Raw genomic sequence first — 11,748 nt, 5'->3', positions numbered from 1 at the left:
CCGAGACCGATTCATGCCAACCACCCGTGTCCTGATTTACCTGCTGTTCACGATCCAACTTGTGTCGATGGGTGCCATGGAAATGAGCGGCCCATTCTGGCCCTTGCACCTGCGCGGGCTGACCGATTCCGACACGTTGTTCAGCTTCGCCAGCATCGCGGTGTACGTGGGGCCGATGCTTGGCATTTTGCTGACCAGTGCGTTCTGGGGCCGTATCGGTGATCGCTACGGCCATAAGTGGATGATGATCCGTGCGCTGGTCGGGCTGACCCTGACCCAATTGGGGCTGGCGCTGTTCAGCGACCTTTGGACGATTCTGGTCCTGCGCTTCCTGCAGGGCGCCTGCGCCGGGTATATCGCCCCGGCGCAGGCGTATGGGGTGAGCATCGAGGCGCCTTCGCGGCGCGCGCGTTTGTTTGCGCTACTGCAGATTTCCACCAATGTCGGCTCATTGCTGGGCGCGGTGGTGGGCGGCTTGATCCTCGACCATGCCACGTTCTTCTGGATCAACCTCAGCGCCGCCGCACTCTGCGCGGTGTGCACGCTGGTGGCGGCGGTGACCCTGCCGGATGTTGCGCCGGTCAAAAAAACCGCGTCGGCTGCCAAGAACGGTGTGTGGCAAGGGTCCGCACTGTTACCGCTGCTGAGTGTGCTGGGCATTCTGCTACTCGCGCGGATGCTGCCGCAAACCTCGTTCTCGCTGTATGTGAGCACCACCTTCAACGTGAGCAACACGGTGGTGGGCCTGTGCTACGGGCTGCTGGCGCTGGGGTTTATCCTGTCGGCCACGGCCTGGTCGCGGCATTTCGAGGGGCGTACGCAAGCCGACACGCTGCGGCGCATCGGTTACGTGGTGCTCGGCTGTATCGTCCTCACCGGCCTGGCCGGCGTCACCCGCGAACCTGTGGTGTTTGTGTGCACCTACTTCATCTGGGGCGTGCTGTTGGGCGCGACCACGCCGGTGCTGACCGCGCTGATCTCCAAGACCGCCGACAGCGCCCGTCAGGGCCATGTGCTGGGGATCGCCCAGGGCACCGCGCAGTTCGCCTCGATTGCTGGCATCTGCCTCGGCGGGTTGCTCAGCCAGGTGTATGGCCTGGCGTACACCTACCTGTTCGTGTGCCTGGCGTACGCGGTGGCCTGGGTTGCGATTCTCGCGTTGCGTTACCGCAGGGTTGTCCCTTAGCATTGGGAATACTTCTCAATTGCACGGATCCGCGCCATGAGCGAAATCCTTACCGCCGATAACCAGCAGCACCTGCGCGTGATCGAGGCCCTGTACAGCGGCCATCACGGTTGGCTGTACGCCACGCTCAAGCGCAAACTCGGCAACGCCATGGATGCAGCCGACCTGGCCCAGGACACCTTCACGCGCATCCTCGCGTCCCAGGTCACGGTGATTGACCAGCCGCGGGCGTACCTGAGCTGTGTGGCCAAGGGCATCCTGGTCAACTGGTATCAGCGCAAGGCGTTGGAACGCGCTTACCTGGAGGCGCTCGCCAGCGTGCCGACCCATGAAGTGCCTTCGCCGGAAGCGCATTTCGTGGTGCTGGAGACCCTGCATGAGATCGACGCAATGCTCGACGCCCTGCCGCCACTGGTCAAGCGTGCCTTCCTGCTGTCGCAGCTCAACGGCCTCAAATACCAGGACATCGCCGAGCAACTGGGCGTGTCGCTGATCACCGTCAAACGCTACATGAAACAGGCTTTTGTGCAGTGCCTGATGCTGGTGGAATAAGTGCTCAGCCTGCGCAAGCAACCCCCGTTAGCCCCCGAAGTCCTCGAAGAAGCTGCCGAGTGGCTGATGCGCTTGAGCGAAGGCGGCCTCAGCGACCACGAACGCGCCGAATGGGAGCGTTGGAAAGTCAGCAGCCCCGAGCGTGATCGCGCCTGGGCCCGCGCGCAGTTGCTGCAAAGCAAGTTGGGCGGCCTGCCGCCGGCCCTGGCCATGTCGGCACTGGATCGGCCGAGCCATCCGGAACGCCGTGCAGCCCTGGGCAAGCTGGCCCTGCTGCTGGCGGTGATGCCGGTCGGCTGGGGCAGTTGGAAACTGGCGCAGACCCAACAGTGGACCGCCGACTACCGTACCCGTGTGGGCGAGCGGCGCGAATGGGTCCTGGCCGACGGCTCGCGCATCACCCTCAATACCGATTCCGCCATCGACGTGCTGTTCGACAGCCAGCAACGCCTCGTGCACCTGCGCGCAGGTGAAATACTGGTACAGACCGTCCAGGATGCGTCCCGCCCGTTCCTGGTCAGTACCGGCCAGGGCCGCATGCAAGCCCTGGGCACGCGTTTTACCGTGCGCGAATGGAACGCGCGCACCCACCTGGCCGTGCTCGAAGGCGCCGTCAAAGTGATGCTGGCCGACAACCGCCAGGTCGCGCCGCTGGTGGTCAACGCCGGGCAACGCACGGATTTTTCCGCGCAGACCTTTGGCTCGCTCACCCCCACCGACCGCAATGTCGGCGCCTGGGCCCAAGGCATGCTGATGGCCGACAAGATGCGCCTGGCGGATTTCGTCGCCGAGCTGACCCGCTATCGCCGAGGCTTCGTGCGCTATGACCCGGCGATTGCCGACCTGCGCATTTCCGGCGCCTTCCCCATCAGCGATACCCAGCGCACCTTGAACATGCTGGTGCAGACCTACCCGGTGCTCGTCAGCGGCCACTTGAACGGCTATTGGGTCACCCTGTCGCCCGCCTGAGCGGGCGCGAAAAATAAAACACCGCTCGGGTGATACTTTTTCCGATCTCGACTGGCACACACAGGAACCCCCCTTTTCCTCTCGTCCACAGGGCTCCCTTTGATGCTTGTGATTCGCAGCGCGCTGCTCAGCCTGGCCCTGGTCAGCGCCGCCATGGCCGCGCAGTTGGATGCGGTCGCGGTCCGTGCCTACCAGATCGCGCCAGGCCCGCTCGGCGCCACGCTGTCGAGCTTTGCCGTGGACGCGGGCATCGCCCTGTCGTTTGTCCCGGCCCTCACCGAAGGCCTGACCAGCCCTGGGCTGTCCGGTACTTACTCAACCCAGGAAGCCGTCACCCGCCTGTTGGCCGGCAGTGGCCTGGACATGGTGTTGCGCAGCGACGGCACCTACACGCTGGTGCAGCGCCAAGTCACCCTCTCGGACACCACGGTCAGTGGCGTCGAGCAACGCGCCGACAGCCTGCCACCGGTGTATTCGGGCGGCCAGGTGGCCGTCGGTGGGCGACTGGGCATGCTCGGTAATGCGGATGTGATGGACGCACCGTTCAGCGTCAGCACCTACACCGCCTCGTTGATCAAGGACCAGCAAGCCACCACCGTCGGAGACCTGCTGGAGCGCGATTCCTCGGTGCGCTCCACCGGGCAGACCGGCGGCATTGTCGACTCGTTTTTCATCCGTGGGTTTCCGGTGGGCGAAGGCAACCTCGGCGAATTGGCGTTCGACGGCGTGTACGGCGTGGCCTCCAACTACCGGGTGTTCACCGAATACGCAGAACGTATCGAAGTGGTGAAAGGCCCCGGCGCGCTGCTCTACGGCATGTCACCCAACAGCGCGGTAGGCGGAGTGATCAACGTGGTGCCCAAGCGCTCGCTGGAGGAAGACCTGACCCGCTACACCGCCAGCTATGCCCAGGATGCCCACGTCGGTAACCGGATCGATATCAGCCGGCGTTTTGGCGAAGAGCGCCGCTTCGGTATGCGGCTAAACGGCGGTGTGCAACAAGGCGACACGGTGATCGACAAGCAATCCCGTGAAGTCGGCATCGGTGCGCTGTCCCTGGACTATCAAGGCGAGCGCCTGCGCACCAGCCTGGACCTGATTTCCCAGGAAGAAACCTTCGACGCCGCGTCCCGACCGTTCCTGATCGCCTCCGGCGTAAAGATTCCCGATGCCGCCAATGGCCGTACCAACGTCAGCCAGGACTGGGGCTGGTCGCGCACCCGGGACAAATCCGCCCTGCTCAGCGGCGAGTACGACCTCACTGACAACCTGACGGTGTTCGCCCATGCCGGCGGCGGCAAATCGGCAGTGGCGCGCCTGTCCGACCAGACCCCAAGCATTGTCAACACAGCCGGCGACACCTCGTCGATCCCCGGTTACTACCGCTTCGAAGTGCAGCGCTACACGGTGGATGCCGGTGCGCGCCTGCGCTTCGACACGGGGCCGATCAGCCACAGCAGTACCCTGCAAGTCACCCGCTATCGCGATGAGCTGTCGCGAGGGATTATCTCCGGCGCGCCGGTGCTGTCGAATATCTACCACCCGGTCGAGCGCCCCAAACCCTCCATCGCCAAGCCGGACGCGCCGAAAGTCTCCGCCACCGAGTTATCCGGCGTGGCCATTGCCGACACTTTGTCGATACTCGACCAACGCGTGCAGGTCACCGTGGGCTTGCGCAAACAGAACATCCAGTCCCACAACTACAACGCCGCCGGCGCGGTGACCACGGCCTACGACGCCGGCAAGACCACGCCGCTGTTCGGCGCGGTGGTCAAGCCCTGGGAGCATGTGTCGTTTTATTACAACTACCTCGAAGGCCTGAGCAAGGGCGATGTGGCGCCGTCCAATGCGGCCAACGCCGGGGAAATTTTTGCGCCCTATGTTTCCAGGCAGCATGAAGTCGGGGTGAAGTTCGATTACGGCACCTTCATGTCGACGCTGGCGCTGTTCCAGATCCAGAAACCCACCGGCGAACTGGCCCAGGGGCGCTTCTCGGTACAAGGCGAACAACGCAATCGCGGCCTGGAGCTGAGCCTGTTTGGCGAAGTCGCCCCAGGCACGCGCCTGCTCGGCGGCGTGACCCTGCTGGATGCACAGCTCACCAAAACCAGCATCGCCGCCAATCAGGGCAACACCCCGGTGGGCGTGCCCGAAGTGCAAGCCAACCTCTGGGCCGAATGGGACACCCCGTGGGTCGAAGGGCTGACGTTGACCAGCGGCGCGATCTATACCGCCAGCCAGTACGTCAACCAGGCCAACACCCAACAGCTGGACGCCTGGACCCGCTTCGATGTCGGCGCGCGCTACAGCACGCGCATCGCCGAGCGTCCGACCACCTTCCGCGCCACCGTGCAGAACCTGTTCGACCGCGAATACTGGTCCGGCGTGGCCTCCTACGGCGCGTTTTCCCAGGGTTCGCCACGCACCCTCCTCCTGTCGGCCACGGTCGACTTCTGATACCTGCAAGGGCTCACATGATGCGTTCGATTGTTCGATGCGGCCACGTTTTGGCGGCACTGTTGTTCACCGGGTTGCTGGGCATGCCTGCGCTGGCGGCGCCCACCACCGTCACTGATTTGCTGGGGCGCCAGGTCAAGGTCAACCTGCCGGTGCAGCGGGTGATTCTGGGTGAAGGCCGCCAGCTGTACCTGGTGGCCGCGCTGGATACGCAAAACCCCATCGAGCGCATCGTCGGCTGGCGCAAGGACCTGATCCAGTCCGACCCGGACACCTACAACGCCTATCGGCGTCAATTCCCCGAGATCGCCAACATCCCCACCTTCGGCGGTTTTGAAGACGGCACCTTCGACATCGAACAAGCGATTTCCCAGCGGCCCGACGTGATCATCCTCAATATCGAGGCGCAACACGCCACCGAGGACGCGCGCTACATCGAGAAGCTCGACGCCCTGGGCATTCCGGTGGTGTATGTGGACTTTCGCAACCAGCCCATGACTAACACCGAACCGACCATGCGCCTGTTCGGCCAGTTGTTCGGCAAAGAAGAGCGGGCCGAGGCGTTTATCACGTTCCGCAACCAGCAGATCCGCCGTGTGACCGAGGTGATTGCCGCGCAGCAACCCAAGCGCCCCGCCGTGTTCATCGAGCGCATCGGCGGCTACACCGACGATTGTTGCCTGAGTTTCGGCGATGAGAACTTCGGGCTTTTTGTCGAAATGGCCGGCGGTAACAACATTGCCAAAACCATCATCCCCAGCACCTTTGGCCAACTGAATCCCGAGCAGGTGATCGTGGCCAACCCGGACCAGGTGGTCGTCACCAGCGCCAACTGGGAGGCTTTCGCGCCGGGTGGCCATTGGGTCGGCGTCGGCCCTGGCGCAGACAGGGACCAAGCCCGGCACAAGCTGGCGTGGTACACCCAACGTCCTGCCTACGCCGGGATCAAGGCCCAGCAGACCCAGGCCTTCCACGCTATCTGGCATCAGTTCTACAACAGCCCGTATCAGTTCGTGGCCATCCAGCAATTGGCCAAATGGTTTCATCCGACGCTGTTTGCCGACCTCGACCCGGAAGCCGCATTTCGCGAGTTGCATGAACGATTCCTGCCGGTGCCCTACGCGCCTGGCTACTTCGTGAGCCTCAAGCCATGACTGCCTACCGTCAATTGGTGCTGCGCAAACGCCTGATCCTGGTCATCCTGACCCTGCTGTTGCTGTGCAGTGTGTTGCTGGATCTGGCCCTCGGCCCGGCGCGCTACAGCCTCAGTGAAGTGCTCGGCGCGCTGCTGTCGCCAGACAGCGCAGCGTCCCAGGTACGCGTGGTGATGTGGGATATCCGCCTGCCGGTCGCGCTGATGGCGGTGGCGGTCGGCGCGGCGTTATCCCTGGCCGGGGCACAGATGCAGACGATCCTCAACAACCCGTTGGCCAGCCCGTTCACCCTCGGGCTTTCCGCTGCCGCCAGCTTTGGCGCGGCCATGGGACTGGCCTTCGGCGTGGCGCTGTTTCCGTTGGCGGCGCAGTACATGGTGCCGGTCAACGCGTTCATCATGGCGATGCTGTGCGCACTGCTGATCCACTTCCTGAGCCTGCGTCGTGGCGTCACCGCCGAAACCATCGTGCTGCTCGGCATTGCCCTGGTTTTTACCTTCAATGCGCTGTTGGCGCTGGTGCAGTTTTTCGCCACCGAGCAAGCCGTGGCAGCCGTGGTGTTCTGGACCATGGGCAGCCTGACCAAGGCCACCTGGCCCAAGTTGGGCGTGATCTGCCTGGTGATCCTGATCACCCTGCCGATCTTCGCCAAACGCGCCTGGGCCCTGACCGCCCTGCGCCTGGGCGACGACAAGGCCGCCAGTTTCGGCATCAACGTGCGCAGCCTGCGCTTCCAGACGCTAATCATGGTCAGCCTGCTCGCCTCGTTCCCGGTGGCCTTTGTCGGCACCATCGGCTTTATCGGCTTGGTCGGCCCGCACATCGCCCGCATGCTGATTGGCGAAGACCAACGCTTCTTCCTGCCCGCCTCGCTGCTCACCGGCGCGTTGATTCTGTCGGCCAGTTCGGTGGTCAGCAAAACCCTGATCCCCGGTGCGATTTTCCCGATTGGCGTGGTCACCTCACTGATCGGCGTACCGTTTTTTATCTCCCTGATCCTGAGCGGGAAGAAAACCCCATGGTAAGCATTCAGTTGCAAGACCTCGGCGCCACTTATGGGCAACGCAGCATCATCCGCGGCGTGACCACCGCCCGTATTGTCGGCGGCCAAGTGGTGGCGGTGGTCGGTCCCAATGCGGCCGGCAAGTCCACCTTGTTCAAGCGCATGGCCGGGCTGATCGACGGGCCTGGACAGGTGATCCTGCAGGACTCGGCAAAAGGCCTCCAAGGCATCAGCTACATGCCCCAAGGCCTGAACGCCAGCGCCCGCTTGACGGTGTATGAATCCGTCTTGCTGGCACGCAAGCAACTAGCACCCGGCTGGACGGTGCATGATGACGAGCTGAAGTTGGTCGATGAAATCCTCACCGCCCTGGGCATCACCGAGCTGTCCTTTCGCAACCTCGGTGAACTCAGCGGAGGCCAGCAACAACTGGTGTCCATCGCCCAGACCTTGGTGCGCGAACCCGACGTGCTGCTGATGGACGAACCCACCAGCGCCCTCGACATGCATTGCCAGGTGCAGGTGCTGAACTTCATGCAGGCCCTGGCGCGCAAACGGGAGGTGATTGTGTTCATCGCCCTGCACGACCTGAACCAGGCGCTGCGTTTTGCCGACCAGGTGCTGGTGATCGCCGACGGCACCGCCCAGGGCAGCGGGCCGAGCCATGAGGTGATCAATGAGGCGATGCTGCGCGCGGTGTACAAGGTCGAGGCGCGGATCGAGCGGTGCAGTCGGGGGCAGCCGCATATTTTGATCGACGATATCGTGTAAGGCTTGAGTCCGTAGGGTGGCGTTTTGTCATGGCTTGTAAAGGGCCAGCAAGGCGCATCGCTTTTAATTGCAGGACGTTTCCTAGACAATCCCTGCCGCCTTGTGCCTGCTGGAATCGGTGGCTAGTCTGCAGCCGTCACTGCCTATTCAGTGATCGGGTTTAGTCGCCCGGAATGACACAAGGCGCACGGTCACATGTAGTTTTATGGTGGCTGTGCGCAGGGCACCTTCGGGTGCGCCGGATTTCCTTGTGGCCGGTCGACTAACCTGCGTACAGCCGCCACCCTTCGTTTAGTCGCGACAGGTGTTGGCTCCTATTTACACGAGGAACTACACCATGAATAAAGTCCTACCCGATCCACCCATCGACCCCGCAAAAGACCGCGCCGCTTTCAACCGCGCCATCGACCATTACCTGCCTACCCAAGGTTTCCACTCGGTCAACGAAGACCTCAGCTTCGAAGACGCCCTGCTCTACACCGCCAGCCTGCTCGACAGCGCGTCGGCCACCGCACTCGATTGTGGTGAGCAATTGGCAAGCCCCGAACGGGCGAAGATCCTGGCGGTGTGGCATTTGCTGGAAATCGCCAAGACCACGGTGGACCGCTCTATCGAATGCCTGAAACACAACTAAAACAGATGGGAGCGGGCCAGCCCTAATGCCAGTCAGTTAAAGGCGAACACTTTATCTGTGGCGAGGGAGCTTGCTCCCGTTGGGTCGCGAAGCGGCCCCAAAAATGGGACTGCTGCGCAGTCCAACGGGAGCAAGCTCCGCCTGATGCAAAACCGCCGTATAGCCTTGTCTACAGCGCTTTCACCCGATCCTGTTGAATCCTTGCCCGATCCTCCGATTTGTCGACCACCGGGTATCTGCGCCCTTGCACTCTGGTCTAGAGTTCGACAATAAGCGGCCACTGCGTTCATCACTAAAAAGGCCGCACCTACCGTTGATCAGCAGGTGAGCCATGGAATTACGAATCAACCAAAAGGCCTATCAGGTCGATGCCGACGCGGACACGCCCTTGTTGTGGGTGATCCGCGATGACCTGGGCCTGACCGGCACCAAGTACGGTTGCGGCCTGGCCCAGTGCGGCGCCTGTTCGGTGCTGGTGGACGGCAATGTGGTGCGCTCCTGCGTCACGCCGGTGGCCGCCTTGGTCGGGCGTGAAATCACCACCATCGAGGCGATTGAGACCGATGAAGTGGGCAAGCGTGTGGTCGCGACCTGGGTCGAGCATCAGGTGGCGCAATGCGGGTATTGCCAGTCCGGGCAGGTGATGGCCGCCACTGCGCTGCTCAAGCACACCCCCGCGCCAAGCAAGGCGCAGATCGACGCGGCGATGATCAACCTGTGCCGCTGCGGCACCTATAACGCCATCCATGCGGCGGTCGACGCCCTGGCCAAGCAGGAGGGCGCTTGATGAGTATCCTCGACGAACTGCTTGATGCACCGGTCAACCTGTCGCGTCGCCGCTTTCTGGCGAGTACGGCGGTGGGCGCACTGGTGATTGGTTTTGGCCTGCCACTGGGCTCGGGCCGGGTGCAAGCCGCCACCGCTGCTGAACGCGGCACCCAGGTGCCGGCGTTCCTGGAGATTCGCCCGGACGGCACAGTGCGCCTGCTCAGCCCGTTCATGGAAGGCGGACAAGGCACCCACACCGCCATGGCGCAGATCGTCGGCGAAGAACTGGATGCCGACCCCGCCACCTTTATCGTCGAAGCCGCCCCGCCCGGCGAAGCCTATGTGGTGATGGAAAACGGTCTGCGCATCACCGGCGGCAGCATGTCGGTGCGCATGAGCTACCCGACCATGCGCCGCCTCGGCGCCCTGGCCCGCGCGATGTTGCTGCAAGCTGGCGCTAAACAATTGGGCGTGCCGGTTGGCGAACTGACCACCCAGCCCGGCCGCGTGGTGCATGCGGCGTCCGGTCGTTCATTGGGGTATGGCGAGCTGGCCAGCAGCGCCCTCGACATGCCTGTGCCCGATCCATCCAGCATCACCCTGCGCGACCCGAGCCAATTCCGCTGGATCGGCAAGCCGGTCAAGCGCCTGGATGCTTACGACAAATCCACCGGCAAGGCGCTCTACAGCATCGACCTGAAAGTCGATAACATGCTCCACGCGGCGGTACAACATGCGCCACGCCTGGGCATGACCGTCGGCACCCTGCGCAACCAGCCTCAGGTCGAAGGCATGAAAGGCGTGCATTCGGTGCACGTGCTGCCCGGCGCGGTGGCGGTGGTGGCTGAACGTTGGTGGCACGCCAAGCGTGCGGTAGAAGCGATCCAGGTCGACTGGCAGGAAGCCGCCGCCGACTCGACGTTGCGCGTCATGCCGGCGGACTTCTCCAGCGACAAGCACTTCGAGTTCCTCGCGGCCCAGCAAGGCCCGGCCCGTGACGACGAGAACGAAGGTGACGTCGCCGCCGCGTTGAAAGGTGGCAAGACCCAGCTCGAGGCGACGTATCACAACCAATACCTCAACCACGGCCAGCTGGAGCCGCCTTCTGCGTTGGCGCGCTTCAACCCGGATGGCACGCTGGACATCTGGCTGCCCAACCAGGCGCCGGACATGTTCCGCGCCGACATCGCCAAGCGCACCAGCCTCGACCCTGCGCAAATCAACCTGCACTCGCCGTTGCTCGGTGGCTTCTTCGGCCGGCACTTCCTGTATGACTCGGCCAACCCCTACCCGCAGGCCATTGCGTTGGCCAAGGCGGTGGGCCGTCCGGTCAAGCTGATCTGGAGTCGCGAAGAAGAGTTCTTGCGCGATGTGCTGCGCCCAGTGGCAGTGGTCAAGTTCCGCGCCGCGCTGGATGACAAAGGCTTGCCGGTCGCCATCGAAGCCGTCAGTGCGACCGAAGGCCCGACCGAAGCCCTCGCCGGCAAACAGGGCGATAAAATCGACCCCACGGCGGTTGAAGGGTTATCGGGCAAGTCCTACGCTATCCCCAACAAACGCATCGCGCAGATCTACGTCAAAGGCGCGCCCATGCTCGGTTACTGGCGTTCGGTGGGCAATTCGCTCAACGACTTTTTCTACGAGTCGTTCCTCGACGAACTCGCGGACAAGGGCGGGCAGGATCCCTATGAGCTGCGCCTGCACCTGCTGCGCGACAACCCACGGCTGACCACGTTGCTGCAAGCGGCGGGTGAACTGTCCGGTGGCTGGAAGCGCGGCCCCTTCACCGCCGAGGACGGCACTCGACGCGCTCGCGGCGTGGCCATGGCCTCGCCGTTTGGCTCGCATACGGCAGCGATCGCTGAGGTGTCCATCGAGAACGGCAAGGTCAGGGTGCACGATATCTGGCAAGCCATCGACCCCGGCAGCATCGTCAACCCGGCGATTGTCGAGGCCCAGGTCAATGGCGCGGTGGCGTTGGGCTTGTCCCAGACCTTGCTGGAAGAAGCAGTGTATGTGGACGGCAAGCCACGGGCGCGCAACTACGACTTGTACCCGATCCTGGCGCCCGCGCAGATGGCACGGGTGCATGTACGGATAGTCGAGAGTGGCGAAAAGATGGGCGGTATCGGCGAGCCGCCGTTGCCTGCCGTGGCTCCGGCCGTGGCCAATGCGGTGGCGCAGTTGACCGGCCAGCGCGTGCGCAGCCTGCCCTTGAGCCGACACACTTTCAGCTGACCTTCAGGAAACGCCC

At 63.4% G+C, this 11,748-nt stretch carries 10 protein-coding genes; all 10 read left to right on the top strand.

The genetic code is table 11. The features are described from left to right. Positions 1–13: 13 nt before the first annotated feature. The 10 genes from AYR47_RS18345 (at position 14) to AYR47_RS18300 (ending at position 11,732) form a co-directional block, all read left to right on the top strand. Positions 14–1,186, top strand: coding sequence for an MFS transporter (locus AYR47_RS18345; protein ID WP_061449445.1), 1,173 nt, complete (start codon positions 14–16; stop codon positions 1,184–1,186). A 36-nt stretch (positions 1,187–1,222) separates the two neighbouring features. After that, entirely contained in the window at positions 1,223–1,738 is a 516-nt protein-coding gene (locus AYR47_RS18340) for a sigma-70 family RNA polymerase sigma factor (protein ID WP_061436200.1), read from the top strand. Further along, a complete protein-coding gene (locus tag AYR47_RS18335; protein WP_061436198.1) occupies positions 1,739–2,707 on the top strand; it encodes a FecR domain-containing protein in 969 nt (322 codons plus the stop codon). Positions 2,708–2,809: 102 nt separating this feature from the next. Continuing rightward, positions 2,810–5,164: a TonB-dependent receptor gene (locus AYR47_RS18330; protein WP_061449444.1), complete on the top strand. Its 2,355-nt coding sequence runs from the start codon at positions 2,810–2,812 to the stop codon at positions 5,162–5,164. Positions 5,165–5,184: 20 nt separating this feature from the next. Then, a complete protein-coding gene (locus AYR47_RS18325) occupies positions 5,185–6,318 on the top strand; it encodes an ABC transporter substrate-binding protein (RefSeq protein WP_061449443.1) in 1,134 nt (377 codons plus the stop codon). Continuing rightward, positions 6,315–7,343, top strand: a complete 1,029-nt coding sequence (locus tag AYR47_RS18320; protein ID WP_033903093.1) for a FecCD family ABC transporter permease — start codon at positions 6,315–6,317, stop codon at positions 7,341–7,343. The genes AYR47_RS18325 and AYR47_RS18320 overlap by 4 nt, the downstream gene beginning before the upstream one ends. Then, complete coding sequence (locus AYR47_RS18315) at positions 7,337–8,092, top strand: ABC transporter ATP-binding protein (protein WP_061436197.1); 756 nt, start codon at positions 7,337–7,339, stop codon at positions 8,090–8,092. The genes AYR47_RS18320 and AYR47_RS18315 overlap by 7 nt, the downstream gene beginning before the upstream one ends. A 337-nt stretch (positions 8,093–8,429) precedes the next feature. Then, on the top strand, positions 8,430–8,726 hold the full coding sequence (locus AYR47_RS18310) for a DUF6124 family protein (RefSeq protein ID WP_016978361.1): 297 nt from the start codon (positions 8,430–8,432) through the stop codon (positions 8,724–8,726). Between the two features lie 331 nt (positions 8,727–9,057). Further along, positions 9,058–9,513 carry a (2Fe-2S)-binding protein gene (locus AYR47_RS18305; RefSeq protein WP_033903091.1) on the top strand — a complete coding sequence of 152 codons (456 nt, stop codon included), beginning with the start codon at positions 9,058–9,060 and terminating at the stop codon, positions 9,511–9,513. Continuing rightward, positions 9,513–11,732: a xanthine dehydrogenase family protein molybdopterin-binding subunit gene (locus tag AYR47_RS18300; protein ID WP_061436195.1), complete on the top strand. Its 2,220-nt coding sequence runs from the start codon at positions 9,513–9,515 to the stop codon at positions 11,730–11,732. Before AYR47_RS18305 ends, AYR47_RS18300 begins: the two co-directional genes overlap by 1 nt. Positions 11,733–11,748: the final 16 nt, after the last annotated feature.

The sequence above is a fragment of the Pseudomonas azotoformans genome (genome assembly GCF_001579805.1).
Taxonomy (GTDB): Bacteria; Pseudomonadota; Gammaproteobacteria; order Pseudomonadales; family Pseudomonadaceae; genus Aquipseudomonas; species Aquipseudomonas azotoformans_A.
This window is presented reverse-complemented; position numbering and strand designations above follow the sequence as displayed.

Coding starts and splice junctions, on each gene's coding strand:
- AYR47_RS18345 (WP_061449445.1), top strand. CDS start 14: ATGCCAACCACCCGTGTCCTGATTTACCTGCTGTTCACGATCCAACTT.
- AYR47_RS18340 (WP_061436200.1), top strand. CDS start 1,223: ATGAGCGAAATCCTTACCGCCGATAACCAGCAGCACCTGCGCGTGATC.
- AYR47_RS18330 (WP_061449444.1), top strand. CDS start 2,810: ATGCTTGTGATTCGCAGCGCGCTGCTCAGCCTGGCCCTGGTCAGCGCC.
- AYR47_RS18325 (WP_061449443.1), top strand. CDS start 5,185: ATGCGTTCGATTGTTCGATGCGGCCACGTTTTGGCGGCACTGTTGTTC.
- AYR47_RS18320 (WP_033903093.1), top strand. CDS start 6,315: ATGACTGCCTACCGTCAATTGGTGCTGCGCAAACGCCTGATCCTGGTC.
- AYR47_RS18315 (WP_061436197.1), top strand. CDS start 7,337: ATGGTAAGCATTCAGTTGCAAGACCTCGGCGCCACTTATGGGCAACGC.
- AYR47_RS18310 (WP_016978361.1), top strand. CDS start 8,430: ATGAATAAAGTCCTACCCGATCCACCCATCGACCCCGCAAAAGACCGC.
- AYR47_RS18305 (WP_033903091.1), top strand. CDS start 9,058: ATGGAATTACGAATCAACCAAAAGGCCTATCAGGTCGATGCCGACGCG.
- AYR47_RS18300 (WP_061436195.1), top strand. CDS start 9,513: ATGAGTATCCTCGACGAACTGCTTGATGCACCGGTCAACCTGTCGCGT.